The organism is Neisseria sp. P0001.S007, from assembly GCF_051963655.1.
Classification (GTDB): Bacteria; Pseudomonadota; Gammaproteobacteria; order Burkholderiales; family Neisseriaceae; genus Neisseria; species Neisseria subflava_A.
Map to the genome: position 1 here is coordinate 434,412 of NZ_JBQCUB010000001.1, position 22,558 is coordinate 456,969.

Genomic DNA, 22,558 nt, shown 5'->3' on the forward strand with positions numbered 1-22,558 from the left:
ATGTTCAGGTAGAGATAGGCTAACTTGATGATTATTTAGTATCTTTCAATAGGTAATAACTATCTTGTAATTAGTTCCCTTAGAAATTCATCAATCCGTATATTTAAATAAAATATACGTTCTTCGTTAAAATAAGCTTTGGCTTTTTCCCTATCGACTGTTTCTTTTAGGTCATTTAGTCTGCCTAAGTCCAAATTTTCGCTGGTATATTTTCTTGCCAACAGCGCACGTAGCAAATCTCCATCCAGCCCTAAACCTTTAATTACTTTTAGCACTTTATCATCGGCATCTTTTTGTTTGTACGTGGTGATGTAATCACTTAATGCTAAATTTGGATCAAGCTTGATATCGCCGGATTGCACATCGTGTAAAAACAACTCAGCAAATTTTTGATCTTCTTTAGAAAGCGTAGCAAAAGAGTGGTGTAGCTCCTCAAGTGCAGCAGCTTCTTCTATGCCACCGATGGTTTTAAGCCATTTTTCAAAACGGGCATTCATATAATTTTGATCAATTTTGTCGGTTTCGATTTCGTTGATGTGCGAACGCAAATCAAACGGCACATCATCGCTACCGCCACCATTGCCTGAACTTTCTTTAAACAAATCTTTATAACGAGCCAGCAGTTTATCGTAAGTCTCTTGATCGAAATTGAGTGTGGCAGTGATCACGCTGTCGTCTTCCTGTACCACGTCATAGCTTAATTTTTCCCAAGAAAAGCCCAAGAGCCGAGCAGCTTGTAAGTGCTCATTGAGCTGATTGAATAGTTTGACAAACTTTGCGCATGAGGTTGTATCATCAGGGTTTTTTGAAAAATCCTCTAATCCTGCCCATTTGAAAATATCGGCAATATCGGCAAAACAGACATTCATTTTGTCGATAACTTTATCTAAATTATCGACAAACAGCCCCATAGGACGGTCGCCCGAATAAAGTTTTACGGCTCGCTCAATATTGCGTTGCATCGTATGCGGCTTGCGGTAATAGCGGATTAAACCAAAAGGCTTATCCGTTTTGTCGCATACGCGGTTAGTACGGGAAAACGCCTGAATCAAGTTGGCGTAATCCAAAATTTTGTCTAGATAGAGCGTATTGAGCCATTTGCTGTCGAAGCCCGTCAGCATCTGATCGACCACAATCAACAAATCCAGCTGCTCGTCGGGCTTGATTCTCTTATACGCATTGATATGCGACAACCTATCCGACAAATCTGTTTTAAATCGGGAATAGGTGGCGTAGCCGAAATTTGTGTGGAACTGGGCGTTGTAATCTTTCAAAATTTCGGCAATCCATATTTCCTTATCGTTGCCTTGCCCATCGTTAAGAATATTCGGATCGAAAAGGGCGGTCAGTTTCGGCAAGGATTTTTTAGCTTCCTCAGAATTTCCGACTTCCTCAGCAATTCTGATTTTCTCAGCAATTTTGGCTTTAATTAAGCGATAATAATTGAACGCTTCGGGAATAGAGCTGGTGGCAAAAATGGCATGATATTTTTTGCCTTGGCTGAGGCGTCGCCAATTTTCCAGCATGTCGTCGATCACTGCATTCACATGTTCCGGCGTTTGATATTGCACATTGGGTACATAATCTTCAATGCCTTTTTGATATTTGCCGTCTGAAGTATATTCTCCCGCCATCGGCACATCATTCATAAATTGATTGTAGATTTTTTTCTTTTGGTCATCGGCAAATACTTCGCTTTCATCTGCTGCTTTGGCTTCTTGCAAAGCGATAGTTCTGCGTAAATCGCTGTCTTTAAAGGTACGGATATGGAAGGGGTGAAAGCCCAGCACATTTTCATCGCGAATGCCGTCTGCAATCGAATAGCGGTGCAATTCATTACCGAAAACCGTGGCAGTGGTTGAATTTTTCTTAGCGTTTTCTTCTTCAATCGGCGTGCCGGTAAAGCCGAAGAAAAGCGCATTGGGGAAGGTGTGCTTAATGGTGAGCAACATATCGCCAAAAGTAGTGCGGTGGGCTTCATCAATAATAAACACTAGCCGCTTGCCGCTGATTTGCTTGATATCAGCCTCATTTACCCCTTCTTCCGCCTTGATATTACTCATTTTTTGAATGGAGGTAACGATTAAGCGGTCGCGGTCTTGTTTGCTTTTCAGCTTGGCGAGCAAAATGGCGGTGTTTTCCGTTGCCTGCACATCATCCTTGCTGTCGGCAAAATTCTGATATTCCTCCAGAGATTGCTTGCCCAGCTCAATACGGTCGAGTAAGAAAATCACCTTATCCGCATCTTTGCGGCGGCTGATTAACTGCGCCGATTTAAAACTTGACATCGTTTTGCCCGAGCCTGTGGTATGCCAAATATAGCCACCGCGCTGATTGCCCGAAGTCCAATCTGTCTTTGCCACCGTATCGGCAATCTTGTTGACCGCATAATACTGATAGCTGCGCAATACTTTCAGCTGCTCGTCTTTCGCATCGGCAATGGTGTAATCGCCGATAAACTGGTGCGCCATTGGAATCGAGAGGAAATGTGTCGCCACCTTATCCCATTCGTTCATATACACATTATTGAAATCCGCCCAACGGAAATAAAACGCCGGATTTAATGGACCGCCGGTATTGGCAAAATAGCGGCATTCTTCCGGCGTCATCGCCACAAACACCTGCACCAGGCTAAAAATGCCCGAAAACGCGCCTGCCTTATGGTATCGCTCAATTTGATTGGTCGCTTGGCTGATGGGCACGCCCGAGCGTTTCAGCTCAATATGGAACATCGGCATCCCATTAATTAACAGCATCAAATCGCCTCGCTGCTTAGGGTATAAATCCGAACGAGGAGTAAATTGGGGCTGCTGGGCAATTTGATAGCGGCTTTTGCCGGCAGAAATTTCCTCACGGTCAAAAATATCCAGCGACACTTCCTTGCCGAAATGACGGCTTTTCTCATTTTCACGCTTGATTGCCACCGTTTTGCCGTTGATAAAGCCGTTTAAAGCATAAGGCGTTTTCAATGCCTGTACCTGTTCCAAAATCTGGTTCATTTCCGTGCGAAGCAACGGCACATCGAGCTTGTCGATATGTTGGTTGGTTTTATTCAAATGAGCCTGCCAGTTGGCAATCAACTCTTCTTCAGTGGGGTGGCGCAACACTTTCTTTTCCCAGCTTTTGGTGGCCAGCAAGGCTATCAGTGCTTTTTCAAAATCAGCTTCTTTATTAAACATTCTTTTTCTCCGTAAGGGCGCTACTACAATTTTTCAGACGGCCTCAATCATGGGCAGGAACGCCAGCCTATACCAACATCGCCGCCAACAGCCCTTTTTTGAGTTGGTTTAATTTTTCGACTTCTGCCGTCTGTAAGGCAATGGTTTCGTCCAGTTGGCGGAAGAAGTTGCCGATGGCGGTTTGTTCCGTGTACGACGGCATTAAGAAATTATATTCATCAGAAAAATCTTTAATTACGTGCGGAATATTTGGCGTTCTATATTGGCTAAAAATAACCTCTGCATTACGCACCAATTCTTGATATAAAAACATTGATGAACAATCTGCATTAGTACGATAAGATTTTAATGTTGATCCTAAAACCCCATTAAATCCGGTATAAACTTTTCCTGCATTTGAGCCATCCCAAATAATTAAAATATCATTCACATCTACATCAGACACTGCATCAGTCAAGATTTTCACACCCCCATTAAGAAATTCAGCATCTAAATAAGGTACATTTCCTGCTTGTAATTTTTGATACTGAGCTTTTCCTTTTCGCTCAATCTCTAATACATCTCTCAAGCTTCTTGTCTTCCACTCCCCCTCAAACCCTTTAAAGCGGATTTTCGGTATTTTTTCACCGTTTGCGGGGAACATTTTTGCCAGCATTGCCTTTTTAAGCTGACGGCTTTTTTCCAACACTGCACGGCTCTCGGCGATTTGGCTGTCTAAGCGACGGAAAAACAAACCGAGATGGGTTTGTTCGGGAAGAGACGGTAAAGTGATTTCCCTGCTTTTCCAGTCTTCAACATTGAAAACCATTTTTTCAATATCTACACCGTAAGAGCTTAATAAAAACTTGCGGTACATACTTGGCGTTCGAGAAACAAGCGTAAGAAATTCTGTTCTTACATCGTTATTACTGACAACAACCAAATATTCATTCGATACAATTGCATTATCTAACTCAGAAGGAACAATGCCATTGGCACCATGAATAATCTGACGCTTGGAAATTAAATAATCGTTCGTTTTTAATTGGCTATAATTTTTAACTAAAATATCTTTCCCCAATAAATATCCACGAGAAACGACACCTTCGTTGCGGCGTTTTACGGTAACAAGCTGGTATTTTTCGCTATCTTCTAAATAAATAGAACGGCGTACTTCACTCAATATCTCGCCGATTTTTTTCTCTTCCCACGCCCCTGAAAACCCTTTAAACCGCAAACGTGGCTCTTGTTGCTTATTCATTTTTCCCCCTTAGCCTTTCAAAATCTCCTGCCATGCGGCAATGCCCTGCAAATCAAACTCGCTGCCGGTGAGTTCGTCCATCATTTGCGCCAGTGCGGCGGCGCTTTCCTGTTTACGCTCGCTGATGTGCTGATAGGTGTCGGCATATTTGTCGCAAAGTGCGGTCAGTTTTTGGCTGAATTGCGCCAGCATGTTTTCAGGCAGCCTGCACATCGCCTCATTAAGCGGAACAAACCATTTTTGGCGGAGCAAATCGAGGGCCTCGGCATCATCCAGGGCTTCAATGGTGGCTTTGGTTTTGCTGTGGAGGTTCGCTGAGTCGGTTTTAATCTGGGCTTTTATTTCTTTTTCTTCCTCCAATAATGCTTGAACTGTTAATAGTTTGTTCTCTAAGCTATCTTCGTCAAATTCATAACCGCTACGCAAAGATTTTAAATATGCATTCACTTTCGCTTTTGCATAAGTGCCATCTTTTGAAGCTTCAATATTTTCCCAATTTACAACCGTATTTTCTTGAATAAACACTAATTTTTCAGCTTTTTTAGCCTTGTTTGACAATAATTCTAGGTAATTTTCCAATGCGATTGTTTCTTCTGTTGTAACGCTTGCATAAATTACTTTGAAATAAGCAGCAATTTCTTTAGCAATAAATGCATCATTATCGTCATTGACATAAGGTCCACTTTTTTCTTCTTCGCTCAAATCATCTAAAATACTCTGTAGTTCGGCGGTGATTTCCTCTAAGCGATTTTCTTTGGCTTTCAGGTTTGTCAATTCCTGCGGTAATTTGACGGCTTGCACCAATTCAAATGGCAGAATATGCCCTACCCAGCCGTCTTGTACTTCGGCTTCTTTTTTGGTTTTGCTGTCTTTTTTCAACACCATAAATGGATCAACCTGCTTAATTGCTTGTTTGCCTTCGGTTTGAATCATCTCCAAATCGGCGGCAATGCCTGCCACATCGGCGCGCCATAGGTCATCGAGTTTTTGATAGGCGGTATAAAAATCCAATAAGGGCATTGCCTGCACTTTTTCCCGAATGAGTTCGGCGAGTTGCTGCTGGGTTTGGGAGATGTTGAGCGTTTCCATCGGCTCAATCAGCAGGGTTCCCAAGCTGGCAGTGAAATCGGCAAAGTTTTCTGCAAATTGCGCTTGGTAATGCAGCACGCTGGCGTGGCTTTGCATGGCGGCTTTGAGATTGTCGGTTTTCGGCTGCACATAAGGTGTGCCGTTATCGGTAAACAAGGCCGTCTGTAAACCGTCAAAGGCTGCCCAATAGTCTGCAAATTGTGCCAGCTCGGCTTTGGGAATGCCGCCGTGTATGGTGGCGAAGATATCCCATTGCTCCGCCGGCTCCGCAGAATCGACGTAGCGCGGAATATTGAGGTTGTAGCCGTTTGCCACAATTTCGGCTTTCGGCACAATGCGGGAGAATTTAGGTAATTCCCGACGATGGGTCACGCAATCGACAATGCGCTTGATGTCGCTTGCTTGCAAATGGTTGTTTTTTCCTACTTTGATGAAATGCTTGGAGGCGTCAATCATCAATACGTCGTTACGTTCGCGCTCTTGGCGTAAAACGATAATGATGGTGGGAATGCCAGTGCCGAAAAAGATATTGGCAGGCAGACCGATAATGGCATCAATATGATTGTATTCAATCAGATTTTTTCGGATTTTCTCTTCTTCTCCGCCCCTAAAAAGCACGCCATGCGGCAAGACGATGGTCATGATGCCGTCGGGCTTTAAATGGAAGAGGTCGTGCAATAGAAAGGCAAAATCGGCTTTTGCCTGCGGGGCGACGCCAAAACGTTTGTAGCGGATGTCGCCTTCTTTGTCTTTGGGATTCCACGGCTGGGAATAGGGTGGATTGGACACTACGGCATCCAGATACAGCGGTTCACCTTCCAGCGGCCAGTCGTCTTCTAATGTATCGGCATTGCGGGTGAAAATATTGCTCGGCAAAATGCCGCGCATGACCAAATTCATGCGCGTGAGGTTGTAAGTGTTTTCTTTTAATTCTTGGGCGTAATATTTGATGCTGTCGGCGCTTTTGAGATGTTTGGCAACGCTATGGCCGATGTTGATCAGCAATGAACCTGAGCCGCTGGTCGGGTCGTAAATGCTGATTTCTTCACGATCTTTGAGATGGTCGGCAATGATTTCAGACATCAGCAAAGATACTTCGTGCGGCGTATAAAATTCGCCCGCTTTTTTGCCTGCGTTGGCAGCAAACATACTAATCAGGTATTCATAAATAAAGCCCAATACGTCATAGCCCTGTTTACCGTCCATCGGAATATCGGCAATTAGTACAAAAAGGTCTTTCACTGCATTGGTTTGGTTGGTGGCGCCATCGCCCAATTTGCTCAAACCGGATTCTAAGGTCTTGAAAATACCGTCAAAAACAGTGGTGTAATTGTCGGCAATATTGCGACTGAAAGCGCTCATTGCCGTACGAACGTGGGCAATATTGAAATCCGAGCCTTGGGCTAACCAAGTTGAGAATAGGTGTTCGTAGCTGATGAAATAACCGAGGTTTCTTTTGATATGGTTGACAAGATCCACGTTAGATTCGGTAAGCTCATCGGCAAAATTTGATTTTTCTAAGCCTTGTTCAAGGGCAAATTTCTCCAGTTTGTCGGACAAAAATTTGTAGAAAATAAAGCCTAAGATGTAGTCTTTGTATTCGTTCGCTTCAATTTTGGAACGCATTTTATTCGCAGATTGCCAAATTTTGGCTGCAAGTTGTTGTTTATTCATTTTTTCTCTTATTGGTTTTTGATTTTATACATATTGCGGTATTTATGATTGCTTGGTGCAGGCTAGCTATGATAAACCATCAACACAGTGTTTACATAATTTACATCGTAGAGGAAGTATGATTCATCGATGCAATGCAAAATGGTAGGAAAGCTCACATTACACAAAGGCCGTCTGAAACTCAACTTTCAGACGGCATCTTGTATCCATATAAGAGCCGCTATCTTTATTGGCAAGGATGAGATTGAACTTGTCATCTTTGAATATAAATGATTAGGATAGAACAAGCGTTTGGATTTTGAAGATGATTTATAAAAACTCTTTGAAATTTCTCTACTCTTTGAAAAAGAAAAAAGGCCGTCTGAAAAGTACAGGCTGCTTTTTAGGTTTTCAGACGACCTCCAAAGCAGCCTGTGCTCAGGTATTTTGGATTGACTAACGCGAGCTATCTGCCAAATACTTTCCGCCAGGCATTCGGATTGATTTTAAATTTGGCTTTGAACTGCAAACGCAGGTTTGCCGCGCTGCCGAAGCCGCTTTGTTCGGCGATGCGTTCTATCGGCAAATCCGTATTTTCCAATAAATCCTGTACCTGCCATAGCCGCTCTGTTGTCAGCCACTCACCGAAATTCATGCCTGTGGCTTGAGAAAAATGGCGGATAAAGGTTCGGCGGGAAACAGCTAATTTTTTTGCCAAATCGTCCAAGCGGTATGGGGTGGCAAGGTTTTGGCGCAGTTCGTCCAATAAGTGATTGATTTTGTCATCGGCGGTACGGCGTTCGACAGGGCGGTGGATAAACTGTGCCTGCCCGCCTTCGCGGTGTGGTGCCGCAACCAAGGTACGAGCAAGGTCGTTGGCAACGGTTTCACCGTGGATTTTGCGGATGAGGTACAGACAGCAATCCAGCCCGCCCGCCGCACCTGCCGATGTTAAAAAGTTGCCGTCTTCCGCATATAGGCGGTTGGTATCTAGATGAATTTTAGGGAAACGGCGGACAAAGTCGTCTTCTGCCAGCCAGTGGGTGGCGGCGGTTCTGCCGTCTAAAAGTCCTGTGTAGGCAAGGGCGTAAGTGCCGTAACATAGGGCGGTGATATGCGCACCACGTTTCGCTGCCCGCTGTAAATTCTCAGCCAGTTCCGGCGTCGGGGTTTCTTCAATATTGCGCCAGCCTGCGATGACGATGATGTCGGCTTCTTCCGTCAAATCCAAGCCGCCGTGTACGGGAATACTTGCGCCCAGTGCCGTGATGACGTCTTTGCTGTCATCGGAACAGATTTTCAGGTCAAAGAGCGGATTGTCCCGATAGGTCGTCTGAAAAACAGAAAAGGGAATGTTGAAGACAAAATCATTCATGCCCGATTGAGCATATAGCACGATTTTGGGAACAGCTTGATTTTGGCGAAACTCGTTACGCTCGTTTTCAGACGACATTTTGGCACTATCCTTGCGTTTGTTGGCAATATTGCCTATTTTAGCCGATGCACCTGCTGCTTAAAATACGCTCCATGATTTTTTAAGGAGCAACATCATGAAATTCAAGCAATTTATTCTTGCCACTGTTTTGGGCGCGACAGCCTTTTCCGCTTGGGCAGACGATTCATACCAACATATCCGTAACGCTACCGCCAAGGTCGAATATGCGGGGCAGACGTTTTTGATTGACCCGTTTTTCGCACCCAAGCACTCCATGAACGGCTTTGCCGGCACGTTCAACAGCCAAGCCAAAATGCCGCTGGTCGGGCTGCCGATGAGCGTGAATAAAATTTTGGACGGTGTGGATGCAGTCATCGTTACCCATACCCACGAAGACCATTGGGACGAAACCGCCGCACGTTCCATTCCGAAAAAACTGCCCGTATATGTGCAGCACCAAGCCGACGCGGCAAAAATCCGCAGCCAAGGTTTTACTGATGTACGCGTGTTGAACGGCAGCGCTGTCTTCAACGGCGTAACCATCAGCAAAACCGGCGGCGTACACGGTACAGAAGCCATGTATGCCAACCCTCAGCTAGCCGAAATCTTAGGTGATGCAATGGGTGTGGTATTCCAAAGCAGCGGACATAAAACCGCTTATATTATGGGTGATACTGTGTGGACGGCAGATGTAAACAAAGCATTGAACCGCTACAAACCCGATTATCTGATTATGAACACGGGCTACGCGCTGATTTCAGGCATTTCAGACGGCATTATTATGGGGACGGCTGATGTATTAAAAGCCAGCCAAGTCATGCCTAAAGCCAAAATCATCACCGTACACATGGATACCGTGAATCATACCGCCGTCAGCCGCGCTGATATGCGTAAATTTATACGCGGTCAAAGCATTGAAAGCCGTGTGAACGTTCCGGAAGACGGAGAAATTGTGAAGCTAGATTGATAAACGGCTCATTACCCTAAAGCAGCCTGTACCTTGTTTTCAAAAGTGCAGGTTGTTTTATTTTTTCGCAGCTTTTGTTAAACCGTCTAACCATGCTTAATGGCCGTTTACCATTGGATTTGGCACAGTTTCTGCCAAGCCTTTGGCGAGTTTGCCGATTTGGCTTTCTTCGGTTAATACACGCACGCGGTTGTTAGGCAGGCTTTCTAAAATCCAAGCGCCGAAAATTAAAGTGGTGGTGCTGGCGATTAACGAAAGCATCGTACAAAATCAGCTTGAACAGCAGTAAATTGACTTTGCGGTGGTTACACTAGACTTCCAAGCACAGGATATTCACGCAAAAAATTTGTATGACGAACGCTATATTTGTGCCGTTCGCCACGATCACCCAATAGCCCAACAAACAGAACTTACCCTTGAGCAATTTTGCCAGTTAGAGCAAGCCTTAATTTCCTATCATGGCGGCAGCTTCAGTGGTGTTACCGACCAAGCGCTGCAATCGATGGGGCTACAAAGAAATGTCAACCTATCGGTACAAAACTTTATTGTTTTGCCTGAATTACTAGAACAAAGCGATTTATTGGCAGTCCTGCCTGAACGTTTGATTGGCAACTTGCCCAATCTCAAACGCTTTGAACCCCTTCTTAAAATTCAAGGTTTTACCAAAACACTGATTTGGCACGAACGGACACATAAAGATCCTGCTTATAAATGGATCAGAGAGTTGATAGAAAAGGCTTGTTTGATTGAAGAGGAATAATGAATGCTAATGATAGGTACGAGAAATTTCCCTTTATGGTCTGTAAATAGCGTATAAGCGAATGCACTTTTAAAAGATGCAGTAAAAAGGCATAATTGAAGCCCTCATTTTTCAGAATTATTTGTTGTAGGAGCAGAAGATGAATATTTTATTATTAGACGGTGGTAAAGATTTCGGACATTCACATGGCGAGTTGAACCACACGCTTCATAAAAAAGCGAAAGAAGTTTTGACCGCACTTGGACATGATGTAAAAGAAACCGTGATTGATGCCGGCTATGATGTTGAGGCAGAAATCGAAAAATTCTTATGGATGGATACAGTGATTTGGCAGATGCCAGGCTGGTGGATGCACGAACCTTGGACAGTGAAAAAATACATAGACGAAGTATTAACCGCTGGACACGGCAAGCTTTACCACAGTGATGGTCGCCATCGTGTTAATCCAAGCGAAGGCTATGGCACAGGTGGCTTGTTGCAAGGCAAAAAACACATGCTTTCGCTTACTTGGAATGCCCCGATTGAAGCGTTCACTCGTGAAGGAGACTTCTTTGAAGGAAAAGGCGTGGATGCTTTATACATGCACTTCCACAAACTCAACGAATTCATCGGCTTGACCCGTCTGCCGACATTCTTATGTAACGATGTGATTAAAAATCCACAAGTAGCACGATACTTAGCAGACTACCAAGCACACTTGGAAAAAGTATTTGGTTAATGGCAAAAAAGGTGGGTAAAAATGTCCACCTTTTTTATTATTGATGAATAGTTGTGATCATTGTAAATGAGCCACATCGTTAAGCTGCTCAATATGGAAACCGCTTTCACTATCGTATTTCACAATACTGATCGAAGTATTCAACAATGACACGGATTTACCCTCATCACGATGGTTTTCCCAAGTCGCTCCGCCTAGTAAGGACAATAAGAGACGCAAGGTGTGGCCATGCGATACCACTAAAATATTGGCTCCCGATTGATGTACTTTAATGATATCGTAAAGGGCGGCCATTGTACGTACTGCTAATTGTTCAAAGGTTTCGCCACCATTGCTTAATGCTTTATAAGCTGCCGGGTCATTGGTTAATTGTTTGAATTCGGTTAGCTTCCGCAGATCAGCGATCTGCATACCTTCCCAACTTCCAAAAGATTGCTCATTTAGTCCACAGTGCTGAAAAAGAGGAATAGGACGCTGACCGATAATATGGCCAGCCGTATCAATGGCGCGTTGTAAAATACTGGAATAAGCAGCGGTAAATTCTACTTGTTGTAGCGCCGCCCCGGTTTTCTGAGCTCCTGCAATCCCTTGTTTGGTCAGTGGTGAATTGCCGGATCCCTGCAAAAGCCCTTGTTCGTTCCATTGGGTACGGCCATGGCGAATAAAATAAAAAGTGAGTTGTTTTGACATCATAGTTCCTTGGAGACCTGGAAGTATAGGGTATAACTAACTTATGATGCAAAGGCCGTCTGAAACGATAATTTCAGACGGCCTTTTTACTTTAACGTGTGCCGTTTAGATACGGTCGTGCCTGGAGGATAACAAGCTTACCATTGTCAAACGCCCATTCGATGTCCTGCTCACCATTAGCAAATAGCTGTTTGATTTGTTGGCCGGTTTGGTCAAGGCAACGGATTTGTTCTTGATTCATCACATTGCCATTGGTTACAGGAACTTCCCGTACTCCACCGTTTTTATCCAGTTGCAGCGCTGTGGTTTCATTAGAGGAGCTGAGACGTTGTACAGAATCATTGCGACGGTTATAGACTACCTGTTCGGCTACCCGTTTGCCCTCAACGACACGAATACCCAACCCGTGTTTGGCGGCAATGTAGGCGCTGTTTTTCTGAGCAATATCATAAGGATTGATGGTAACCAGTACGCCGGAGAGATCTGCATTAATGCTTTGTTGCACAAAGACACTCATTTTCACGCTATCGTGAGGCAATCCGGCAATACGGCGGGCTTCGTATGCGCTGTAATTGAAAACGGAGGCCCAAGATTGCTTCACTGCTTCGGCCAACGCGTTTTCATCGGTAACATTTGGCACGGTGGTGTACAGTCCTGCGCCGCTGAAATTGGGCAGGTCTTCGGAATTAGAGGAGCTGCGGACAAACACGCCTTTGCTGTTTAATTGATTGCGCCATTGTTCAACCCATTTGTGTTTCCATTCTGACGGGATTTCGGCATCGGTAATTTTTTTCTGCAGTGTGAGTAAGGCAGTGCGTCGCTTGCGGTTGTCCCCATCACTTTGTGTTTCGATTTGTGCCAGTGTTGTCGCGTTAATACCCAGCCTATCCATCATGGCTTGATAGTAGGCAAACGGAATGCAGAATCCATCAGGTACATTACTGCCTGCAATATGGGCGCGGATATGGCCGAGGTTGGCAGCCTTACTGCCGCAGTAATAGCTGTCATCACGGCGCAGGTTTGCCAAAGCCCGAAGGTTGTAATTGGAAACATCAGGTTGGGGCAGGGTAAGGCCGTCTGAAAAGCTTTTGCTGGTAGTGTTCCGGTTGGTTTGGACAATTCGGTATTGCTTAGCAGTCGCTTCAAATTCAATACGACGGCCAATATATGGGGCTAGGATTTTTTCTGCGTCTTTAAGGTAAATATTGGGAATCCCCCAGCCGCGTGCCAATACATTCACATGGGACAATGCAGTGGATGGTTTCTCACTAATAATCCCCGCCACAGGTGGCAGCTCTAGGGGAACCTCTTTCAAAATAATAATATCGTCGGAGCCGACATTATAAAGATCATCTTCTTTAGCAATAACGCGTAATGTACCTATCGCTTTACCTTGGTTTAGAGGCAGGTAGGGAAAATTTTTAATCAAACTTTCTTGGGTAATAAAAGGAACTTTACTTTGCTCGGCAACGGTTTCCTGCCATAAAGAATTGGTTTTATAACGCAACGGAGCGTAGAAACTGTCTTTCAGACGGCCTGCTGCCAATTTCAATAATTCAGGCGTGATTTTGTCTCCTTCCCAAAACTCATAAACATATTCCTGAGTACTATTCTGCCAACTAATAGTACCAAACAGATAACGCCGGTTGGGACTACGGTATTGTTGATTCAATTCAGTTTTTGACAGCATGGATTTCAAGATAGTAGCTAAATAGCGTTCATGTAGCCGAAATTTGGGAGTATTGATGTAGTCGGTACGGCCATCGTCTTCGCGATCGATGAGGAAAAGGATGTGAGGAATTTCATATTCGCTCCCTTGCTCATAAATACGCGAAAGCAAGTCAAAATCGGCTTGGCTTTTGATTACAGATAATGCAGGAATTTGTGTTTTAACTGGAGTGACTGCAGTTTGACGCTTTTCAGACTCGTAATAAGAAGGCTTACGTGCCGTTGGTGCAACCGTATCGGCTGTTTCAGCTTCAGGACGGCACGCTGAAAGTAAAAACAATATTGGGAGGTAAAAAGCAGGTTTCATGATGTTGTCGGTTATCTAAATCAGATGAAAAGCAATATATTTATGGTAAAAATATGTATTGTGTTCTTTCCGTAGGTAGGACATGTGCTGCCTACGCGTCTTGTGTTCCCAAACAGCCTGAAACCGCAAGGATGGAGGCATTTGCGTTTTTCAGGCTGTCCCAATTTACCGCTGAATCTGCGAGGTAATCGTGCTGTCGGTAATCTTGTCGTCTTCCGCCAGCAGCATGGCTTTGGAGAGGACGACCGAGAGCGTGTTGTCGCCCTCAAACGGGATAAACAGTTTGTCGGATGCGTCTTTTTTGCGGCTGTCGGGTACAATGCAGAGGTATTGGTCGTCCGGCAGCATCAGGATGTTGCTGCTGCCGATGTGGATTTTGTAGGTACGCAACTTGCCCTGTACGATGAGGAAGTTGCCGTCTATGTGGGCAACCTTGGCGATTTTCAGGCGCGGCAGCAGGGTTTCCAGTACGGCTTTGCGGGTTTTGGCCACTTCGCCCAAATCGCCGAAGGAATAGCTCTGCCAGTAGCTGTAAAAACGTGCCTCTCCGCCGTTATCTTCCCAAGTCGGGTCGTTGCCCACGCTTGCCACGCCGACAAACAAATCCACGTCGCGCAACACTTCGGAAAACACGCGCGGCGGAATATCAATTAAGTCCAGCGCGGTGGCATGGTAATCGTCGTCCAACCGGTGAAAGCGCACTTGGTCGGTACCGACATACTGCCAGATACCGCTTTCTGTCCATGCTTCTTCGCTATCCACCGCGTTTGTCCAAAATTCGGCGCGTAGGTTGTATTCGGGCAAATCCAACGATACGGTTGCGTCGTCGCTACCGTCCCACGCACCGGCCAGCGAGCCCCTCCAGCCGCGTCCTTTGGCAAGCGTCATATATTGGTGTTGTTTCAGGATGTGGGCGGCAAAACGGTTGCTGTATGTTTTGGTGTTGATTTCGGCTTCGGTGAGCAGATAGATTTCACGGTATGCCTGTTTCAGCGGCTGGCGGATTTCTTTGTCCTGCAGCAGTTTGCGCCACCGGGCGATGCTTTGCTGAGTGGCAAGCGCGGGATGCCACAAGCAGACTTGCAGGCAGTCTGAAACATCGGTTTGCGCTCCCGTTTCGTCCCCCCATGTTCCGTCCAACCACAGTGCAGCGTGACCCTGTGTGTCGTTTTCGTCGCGGAAAAATTGCCATATTAGCGGGCGCGTGAGGAAGGACATCAGTCCGTGCTGCCAGTAATACTGTTCGGCGTGTTCCCGTGGCACGCGGTGTTCGGAGCGCATCATCTGGTCCAAGCGGTCGCGTTGGGCGGTGAGCGTGGTGTTGAGGTTTTTTTGTGCGGCTTTAATCTTTTTCAGTTTGTCGGCGTAGTCGGTTTTCACGAAGGCGGGCATGGTTTTCTGCGGCGAACCGTCGGGTTTGAACCAGCGCAGTTCGGATTTTCCTACGCCCGTAACCGCCAGACGGCAGGTGTAGCCGCCGAAGCCGTAGTCGCAGCAGCCTTCCTGCAAGCCAAAATCGTCCACCGCCATGTCTTCGATTTCGTTGCGGGATACGCCTCGCTGCGCAGCGGCTTCGTCCAGATATTTAGCAATCGAGTTTTGCACGTTGCTGAACTTAATCCGCAGGCGCAGGCGCGAAAGGCAGGCGATGCCGTCCAGCCCTTTGGAGCGGAACAGCGCATAGAAGCAGGCGTTGCCCACGGAAGCATAGCGCGCGCCGAGATTGGGGATTTTGTCGTATGAATGCAGCCCAAGTTGGGTAAGGGCGGACAGGGTGGCGCTGTCGTGGAAGTGGCTGCACATCCACACCAGCCCTTTGAGCGCGGTCTGGTTGATGCTGCAAACGGGCAGGACATGAGTGTCGTAGCTGTATGCTCCGTGAGTAACGGTTTCGATCTGCACTTCGCTGCCGCGGACAAATTCTATCCAGCCGTGCAGCATTTTTTTGAACCTGTCCGCACCCAATGTGTCGATCAGCGTTTTGGATTCTTTCAGGTATTTTTCGCTTGGCTTGCCTGCATTGGCGGATAGGGCAAGCGCAATGATTTTGCTCCATATGTCCTGCTGTTCCGGTGGCAGCACGGCAAGTTGCGGATTGGCGTATCGGGCAAACTCGTCGTCTTGGGCGGGAAAACAGGCTTCGGCGGAACCGCCTGCCAGTTCTGCCAGGGCGGCAAGGTTGGCGGTAGCGGCTTTCTTGTCCCATAGGTTTTCCGCAAAGACGCGGTAACGGTCGCAGGCGTTTTTCAGGCCGTCTGAAAGCGTTTTGCTCGGATTGGGAAACTGTTTTTTGATTTGGTTTATCAGATATTTGAGCGGATAGTAATCTGCCTCCTGCTCGGACAGCCCGTTATCGTCCAGCATGGCGGCAAAAATATGCTGCACATCCTGCTCCGTCATCGGCAGCGTTTTACGCGCCAGAGCCATCGCTACCGCTACACGGATGGTGCCGTAATTGCGTATCCTGTCCTCGCCCATATTTTTAAAAATTTTATTCCGTCCCCAGCCGCGTATCAAATCAATGCAGTGGATTAGGAAATCGACACGGTATTCGGGCGCGGCTTTCTCCACTTCGGCAAAACTGGGACAGAGTTTCAGGCTTATCGTGTCGTATTCGTGTGAACGGTTTTGGAGCCATTCCTTTTCCAGTGCGTTGAGAAGCTGATTGAACTTGGCACGGCGGCTGTCGGAAATCTGTATGGTTTGGTTTTGGGTCATAGGACTTTCTTTACGTATCAATGTGTTGGTTATTTCGCTGCAAAGGTGGATAACGTCGGTAAGCGTTTTCTTGTCCGCACTATTCAGGCTGTATGGAGCATCTTCTACAAAGGTGAGGTAGCGTTGCGCGGCGGTTTTCAGGCTGCTTATCCGCCCACCAGCGGCGTGAGTTTGATGAAATTGACGACCAGCCCGTCATGCAGGCACACCATATCGTCCAGCGTTTCCAGTTGGCGATTGTCGGCAAGGATGAAAAACGAATTTTGCTCAAAAGCTTTCAAAGCGACGGCGATTTGCTTTTCCACGTCCACAGGTTGTGGGTGCGTGCCTTTTTTGCCGTGCGTTTCCCGAATCACGATGTCGCCGCGATCGGTGGGGATAATGAGGTTGTGGCGCAGCAGGGCATCGGCGGCACGGTTGTTGTAGGCGTCAACTTCCTGTCGCACGCGTTCGGCAATCAACTCCGCCGCGCTGATGTGATTGGTTCTAAATTTTAAAAACAGCTTGTGCAGCACTTTGCCGGCGAGGTTTTGGTCTTGGATCGTGATGGTAGCAGCGATCATGGATGACTCCTCCAAACAGAAAATAGACAAATCATACTGTTTTTTGATCGTTTCAGACAGGCTGAAAACAAAGCAGCCTTCACATTGATAGATGCGAGTGCAGGCTGCTCTTTACATTTTAGTTCTGTAGGAACTTTGTGAGACCTTTGCAAAATTCCCCAAATCCCCTAAATGTCTTCATGGGAATTTAGGGGATTTTGCAAAGGTCTCGGCTTGAGTTGAAACCCAAGCCGATGACTTTGTTCCAGAAATATTGTGATGAAGAGCGAAAAAGGTCGTCTGAAAAACCAAATTTAGGTTTTCAGACGACCTTTTCATTTACGGCTTTACTGTTTATTCGATGACAACGCGCGCGTTAAGCGGCTGGATGGGGCGGTTGTTATGCGAGCCGATGGCGCGGGTGAATTTTTCTGCCTGCGCCTGATCGATGTGGTCGTAGGTTTTCAACAGCAGCCATGATACGCCTTCGCTGCACGGCGGCGTGGTCAGCGAACCGGCAAAGCGGTAGTATTTCAGTCGTTTCGGCAGCAGGGTGCTGGCGTCGAAAGCTTTGTCGAGGTTTACCTTTCCTTCCTTCATCGGCATCACGTTCCATATCGGAGCCAGGCGGTCGTTGGTTTTGCCAGGTTCGTACAATACTGCCAATACCAAAGGCTGGCGGTTTTCGTCTAAGTGGACGAAGTGGGCTTCCATCGGGAAGGTGCGGCCTTTGATTTGGTTTTCACTGGGTACGTGGAAATGGAATTGTTTCAGGGTGTAGGTACGTCCGTTCACGCTGAGGGTATTGCCGCCTTCCGGGTAGTTGACTTGGATGGTGTGGCCGTTGTTTTCCACGTTAACCGCGCTCGGCTTGTAATCGACTTTGATGGCGGGCAGTCTGCCGGAGACGGTTTCGGTAATGTTGACGGGGGATTGGTTTTTGCCTGTAGAGCATAAACGGAACTCTTCAGAAAGCTCACCCCAGCTTTCGGGGGAGTCGTGTCCGGTGTAACCCCAATGTGTGTGGTTTCCGTGTGCAGCTGCGGAGAATGCCGCGAAGGTGGACAGCAGGAAGACAGTCAGACGAGGCAACGTACGGGTCAAGCAGGGCATTGCAATATCCTTTCTATAAGGAGGAGGGAAAAAAGCATTGCGGTGTGCATGTGGGATATTGTTATTTTTTATTAAACCATAGCCACATTAAATCGTCAGGTCAAGCCTTCTTTGGGTAATTAATTTAAGGCTATGAAGTTAAAGCGAATTCATTTTTTTCCAAACGATATTGTCGTTTTAGGAATGGATAATAATTTGAAATAGAAAACTTCCGTTTTTCACACCTTAAAAATTTAAGGAAGCCGACTCATGAAAAAGGTCGTCTGAAAACGTCAATTTAGGAGGTTTTCAGACGACCTTTTTGCCTTGCCTGCCAAGGGTTATTTATGCAGAACGCATTTTTTGCTGCCCTTGCTTTCCCACCACTAGCAAGCCGTAGCCCATATGAAACCTAAACTCAACAAGGATGTGTGAGAAACGCACGTATGCGGTTCTCAAGGTTTGAGCTAAGAGGCCGTCTGAAACAATAAATACGGTTTCAGACGGCCTTTCTTTCGACAAGTTGCCACAGCAATCAGAAAAAGTAGCCTGCATCACCTTATGTACTGAAACCGCCCAATCAAACTCAGTTCGACAAATATGCCAATGATCTCAAGCGCGAAGTCGAAAAACGCGAAGGCAGAAAAATCAGCAGTCAAGAAGCGGCAATGAGAATCCGCAGGCAGATACTGCGCTGGGTGGATAAAGGTTCCCAAGACGGCTATACCGACCAAACGGTTATTTCCACAATCGGCATGAAAGGCGAAGACAAAGCCTTGGGTTATACTTGGGACTACCGCAACTACGGCGCAAGAAATCCGCAAGCCTACAACGATCCGAAGCTGTTTGAGGAATACCGCCGACAGGACAAACCCGAATACCGCAACCTGACCTGGTTGCACAGCGGGACGAAAGACACCAAAATCAGGCAGGAAGAGCGGAAAAACGAAGAGCTTGCGCTGAACGTTGCCGACTGGCTGATGAGCTTTGTCAACCCCAATCCGAGGATAAAAGCCCCGATTATTGTGGGCGTTGGCAACCTGAAAAACATCAAGCCGACCGTTACCGGCAGCGATCCCTTATTGGCAGGGGGCGGGAATATCCGTATTCCTGCAAATGGCAATGTTGCGAAGGGGGACAGGATTCCGGATACGGCATTGGCGTCGAAGAGTCATCAAAAGAATGATTTTGGTACGTCTAAAGGACAGGGGGCAGGGTCTTCTATACCTGTCCCTCAAGCTATCTCAATAAAAATTAAAAATCCAGATAAAACGATTAGTGAAACTACTTATAAATCTAATCCTAAACATACTCCTGGTCAGTTAGGGTTTAAGTTTGATGCTGGTATTGAGCCAAAGAATTCAGTTCAATTAATTGAAAGTTCAGTACAAATTGGTAAACAGCGATTTGCAATTGATGATAAAGGACATATTCATCGTTATATGGGGGCGATAGGAAAAATGAACCTTGGCATTGGGCTGGTTCTACATCCGATAAGAAGAATCCCTTGTCCTTAACAAGTCAACAAAAAGCAGGAATTAAAAAAGCATACCCCGAGCAATAAAAGAATAAGTTATTAAAATAAGGATTTATATGAATATTATTATGGATTCAACAAGAAAATTTGGGATTTTATGGGAAAAAAACTCTGAATGTAATGGTTTTATTTATGGAAAAATTCAGATAATAATAGGAGAGAATATATATCCTAAGATATGCCCATATGGATATTTTACACTAAATACAGTTTTTAATAGTTTGAAATCATCCTTTGAAGAGAAGTATTATGCAGGTGGAAACAATGGTTTAGATTTTGGAGAGCAAATATTTGATATAGATAAATATAATTCTCTGGAATTATGTAATATATTTTCTATTGATACTGCATATATGAGTGGAGGGAGTAATTGTGAAATAGATTGTTTAGTATTAGAAATGGGATATGCTGGTGAGGAAGAGAGACTTTTTTATAGTTTTGATAATGGGAAAAACTTTAAAGAAATCAGGTATAAGAAAGGTACAGTTGAATCTGTTATTTTTCAATTGAATCTATAATATATTTTAGCAAACTATAGCCTTCACGAATTCTTCGCGTTTTTTGCAGGTGTCCACAATCTGAAAAACATAAAGTTGACTGTTACCGGCAGCAATCCTTTACTGGTTGGTGCTGATAACAACAGGAATTTGTATCACTGGGCAGGAACCTTAAACAGGAATAGAATTGATAAACTTAATATCCAACTGCGTAGGAAATTGGGTATTCCTGGAAAATAAATTTTATTCAAGGAGTGTTCTAAATGATTTTTGGGGATCCATATAAATTTGCAATTTGGATTGAGGAGATAGATGAATGGAGTTCAGAAAATTTTTCCGAAGGGATTTTTACATTTTTTGTGAATGGAGACATGATTCCTCAAGAACTACCAAATACGTCTACTTTTTTACCAAATTCTTTGCGTAGCATACAACAGTTTATTTCAATAAATGATAATCTAGAGTGTCCTAATTTATTTAACTTAGACTATTGTAATGCATATATCTTTTTGAACGATGCTGTTCATTATCGTAATATGAAATTATCAGAAGAAGAATCTTATTTATATTGGAAATACTGTATAACAGAATATATTGATAACCCTGAAGAAAAAGATAATATTTGGTATTTGTCCGATAAGTATAATGAAAAATTGTTATATTTAAATAATAATATTATTAAGGAATCAGTGTTTAAAAAAGGATATATAAAAAATATTATGGAAAAAATAATTATTAAATATGATTATATTTTAAATGATAATTAATGAAATTTATCTCACATAAAATCTATGTTTAAGGATGCATTAAACATGTGTTCTTTAATATTTTCTAGAGCTGTTAGGACTATAAAGCCAACAGAAGGTTTGAGCCAAGAGGCTGTCTGAAACAACAAATACGGTTTCAGACGACCTTTCTTTCAACAAGCCACCACAGCAATCAGACAAAAGCGACCCGCCGCCACACCCATGTCGGCAGCACGGCCGGCAAAACGATTATCCGAAGCGGCGGGGATACCACCCTCAAAGGTGCGCAGCTCATCGGCAAAGGCGTACAGGCAGATACGCGTAACCTGCATATAGAAAGTGTACAAGATAGCGAAACCTATCAGGGCAAACAACAAAACGCCGGTGCCCAAGTGACCGTAGGCTACGGATTCAGTGCAAGCGGCAGTTACAGCCAAAGCAAAATCAACGCCGAACACCGAAGCATCAGCGCACAAAGCGGTATTTCCGCCGGAGAAGACGGCTATCAAATCAAGGTCGGAAACCACACCGACCTCAAAGGCGGCATCATCACGTCTAGCCAAAGCGCAGAAGACAAAGGCAAAAACCGCTTTCAGACGGCCACCCTCACCCATAGCAACATTCAAAACCACAGCCGCTACGAAGGCGAAAGTTTCGGCTTAGGTGCCAGCGTTGCCGTAAGCGGCAAAACGCTGGGGCAGGGCGCACAAAATAAACCTCAAGACAAACACCTGACAAGCGTAGCGGATAAAAACAGCGCAAGTTCATCAGTGGGTTATGGCAGCGACAGTCAAAGCAGCATCACGAAAAGCGGCATCAACACCCAAAACATTCAAATCACAGACGAAGCCGCACAAATCCGGCTGACAGGCAAAACAGCGGCACAAACCAAAGCTGAAATTGATACAAACGTAACCACAGACACCGCCGAACGACATTCAGGAAAACGATCAGACCAAATTCATCTGCCAGCAAAAATGGAATGCCGATATATTCTAAAGTAAGTAGAAGAGAAATATTTGATTTGTATGAAAAATATTCAGGTCAGAGGCTTGATTTTAGGAATATTCCGAATAAAGGGCAATTATCTTCTACGACTATTACATCAGGACCTTGGAAAGGAACGACCATCATTTTAAGAAATTTTTCAACTAGCCGAGAACAAACTGGAGCAAAATGGACAATTGAGTTTAGGAATCAACCTGCTTCAGTACGTGGGCAAAGATTAGAGTTAAAATTTAGATAAAGGTTACGTTATGAATGCGAAGATAAAATATAATCTTTTAGAATATTGTGAATATTTAGGTGGTATTTTTGGTGTTTATAAAAATTATTTAAATATGGATATCAAAGATCCAAATTTAAAAATTAAATTTTTTGATTTTTTGGAAGAACTTTTATCAGATGGTGTTATTGAATTATGCGATTATCGTGAAAATCCTCCAAAAATATTAACTGGTTCGCCAAAAACACAGGTAGATGAATTAAGAAGAATTTGGCCAGATATGGAAGAGATGTTGCTATATTTTCCAGATAATCCTTGGTTTTATGTAGAGCATTTTTGGTGGAGAGCAACTTGCCCTATTGAACTGACACAATTGCCTAAAATAGAAATTTACGAAGAACAAATGAAACAAGCTTAAAGCCAGCGTAACCAGCC

General features: G+C 44.9%; 17 protein-coding genes and 2 pseudogenes. 9 read left to right on the forward strand and 10 right to left on the reverse strand.

All coding sequences use genetic code 11. The features are described from left to right. Window positions 1-59 precede the first annotated feature (59 nt). The 4 genes from ACTHRE_RS02120 to ACTHRE_RS02135 all read right to left on the reverse strand — a co-directional run bounded on the left by ACTHRE_RS02120 (window position 60) and on the right by ACTHRE_RS02135 (window position 8,614). A complete protein-coding gene (locus ACTHRE_RS02120; protein WP_440344753.1) occupies window positions 60-3,179 on the reverse strand; it encodes a type I restriction endonuclease subunit R in 3,120 nt (1,039 codons plus the stop codon). Window positions 3,180-3,246: 67 nt separating this feature from the next. Beyond that, a complete protein-coding gene (locus ACTHRE_RS02125) occupies window positions 3,247-4,419 on the reverse strand; it encodes a restriction endonuclease subunit S (protein ID WP_293206431.1) in 1,173 nt (390 codons plus the stop codon). Between the two features lie 9 nt (window positions 4,420-4,428). Then, complete coding sequence (locus ACTHRE_RS02130) at window positions 4,429-7,182, reverse strand: type I restriction-modification system subunit M (RefSeq protein WP_293206429.1); 2,754 nt, start codon at window positions 7,180-7,182, stop codon at window positions 4,429-4,431. Between the two features lie 445 nt (window positions 7,183-7,627). Next, window positions 7,628-8,614: a GlxA family transcriptional regulator gene (locus tag ACTHRE_RS02135; RefSeq protein WP_293206426.1), complete on the reverse strand. Its 987-nt coding sequence runs from the start codon at window positions 8,612-8,614 to the stop codon at window positions 7,628-7,630. A gap of 97 nt (window positions 8,615-8,711) precedes the next feature. Between ACTHRE_RS02135 and ACTHRE_RS02140 the strand changes: the two genes are divergently transcribed. Further along, complete coding sequence (locus ACTHRE_RS02140) at window positions 8,712-9,563, forward strand: MBL fold metallo-hydrolase (RefSeq protein ID WP_440344752.1); 852 nt, start codon at window positions 8,712-8,714, stop codon at window positions 9,561-9,563. A gap of 96 nt (window positions 9,564-9,659) precedes the next feature. On the opposite strand, the gene ACTHRE_RS02145 is transcribed toward ACTHRE_RS02140, so the two are convergent. Continuing rightward, entirely contained in the window at window positions 9,660-9,824 is a 165-nt protein-coding gene (locus ACTHRE_RS02145) for a hypothetical protein (RefSeq protein WP_199900775.1), read from the reverse strand. A gap of 40 nt (window positions 9,825-9,864) precedes the next feature. Between ACTHRE_RS02145 and ACTHRE_RS02150 the strand changes: the two genes are divergently transcribed. Both ACTHRE_RS02150 and ACTHRE_RS02155 read left to right on the forward strand, forming a co-directional pair. After that, window positions 9,865-10,323 (forward strand): LysR substrate-binding domain-containing protein, encoded by a 459-nt coding sequence (locus ACTHRE_RS02150; RefSeq protein WP_101755435.1) that lies wholly within the window; start codon window positions 9,865-9,867, stop codon window positions 10,321-10,323. Window positions 10,324-10,462: 139 nt separating this feature from the next. Continuing rightward, entirely contained in the window at window positions 10,463-11,041 is a 579-nt protein-coding gene (locus tag ACTHRE_RS02155; protein WP_101755434.1) for an NAD(P)H-dependent oxidoreductase, read from the forward strand. A 57-nt stretch (window positions 11,042-11,098) separates the two neighbouring features. On the opposite strand, the gene ACTHRE_RS02160 is transcribed toward ACTHRE_RS02155, so the two are convergent. The 5 genes from ACTHRE_RS02160 to cah form a co-directional block, all read right to left on the reverse strand. Continuing rightward, entirely contained in the window at window positions 11,099-11,731 is a 633-nt protein-coding gene (locus ACTHRE_RS02160; RefSeq protein ID WP_107867366.1) for a histidine phosphatase family protein, read from the reverse strand. Window positions 11,732-11,822: 91 nt separating this feature from the next. After that, a complete protein-coding gene (locus tag ACTHRE_RS02165) occupies window positions 11,823-13,766 on the reverse strand; it encodes a PEP/pyruvate-binding domain-containing protein (RefSeq protein WP_293206411.1) in 1,944 nt (647 codons plus the stop codon). A 165-nt stretch (window positions 13,767-13,931) separates the two neighbouring features. Then, window positions 13,932-16,484 carry a DUF4132 domain-containing protein gene (locus ACTHRE_RS02170; protein ID WP_107867364.1) on the reverse strand — a complete coding sequence of 851 codons (2,553 nt, stop codon included), beginning with the start codon at window positions 16,482-16,484 and terminating at the stop codon, window positions 13,932-13,934. A 146-nt stretch (window positions 16,485-16,630) separates the two neighbouring features. Further along, window positions 16,631-17,047, reverse strand: coding sequence for a hypothetical protein (locus tag ACTHRE_RS02175; RefSeq protein WP_234395444.1), 417 nt, complete (start codon window positions 17,045-17,047; stop codon window positions 16,631-16,633). 333 nt (window positions 17,048-17,380) lie between these two features. Then, window positions 17,381-18,139 (reverse strand): carbonic anhydrase, encoded by a 759-nt coding sequence (gene cah / locus ACTHRE_RS02180; protein ID WP_107867362.1) that lies wholly within the window; start codon window positions 18,137-18,139, stop codon window positions 17,381-17,383. 569 nt (window positions 18,140-18,708) lie between these two features. Between cah and ACTHRE_RS02185 the strand changes: the two are divergent. From ACTHRE_RS02185 to ACTHRE_RS02210, 6 genes and pseudogenes are all read left to right on the forward strand, one after another. Continuing rightward, window positions 18,709-19,682: pseudogene (locus ACTHRE_RS02185) on the forward strand (hemagglutinin repeat-containing protein); the annotation flags it as partial. A 29-nt stretch (window positions 19,683-19,711) separates the two neighbouring features. Continuing rightward, window positions 19,712-20,173, forward strand: a complete 462-nt coding sequence (locus ACTHRE_RS02190) for a hypothetical protein (protein WP_070460646.1) — start codon at window positions 19,712-19,714, stop codon at window positions 20,171-20,173. Between the two features lie 242 nt (window positions 20,174-20,415). After that, a complete protein-coding gene (locus ACTHRE_RS02195) occupies window positions 20,416-20,919 on the forward strand; it encodes an immunity 42 family protein (protein ID WP_070460644.1) in 504 nt (167 codons plus the stop codon). A 185-nt stretch (window positions 20,920-21,104) separates the two neighbouring features. After that, window positions 21,105-21,842 (forward strand): annotated as a pseudogene (locus tag ACTHRE_RS02200) (hemagglutinin repeat-containing protein); the annotation flags it as partial. A gap of 38 nt (window positions 21,843-21,880) precedes the next feature. Further along, on the forward strand, window positions 21,881-22,144 hold the full coding sequence (locus tag ACTHRE_RS02205; RefSeq protein ID WP_141743131.1) for a hypothetical protein: 264 nt from the start codon (window positions 21,881-21,883) through the stop codon (window positions 22,142-22,144). A gap of 10 nt (window positions 22,145-22,154) precedes the next feature. After that, window positions 22,155-22,541, forward strand: a complete 387-nt coding sequence (locus ACTHRE_RS02210; protein WP_377072783.1) for a DUF596 domain-containing protein — start codon at window positions 22,155-22,157, stop codon at window positions 22,539-22,541. Window positions 22,542-22,558: the final 17 nt, after the last annotated feature.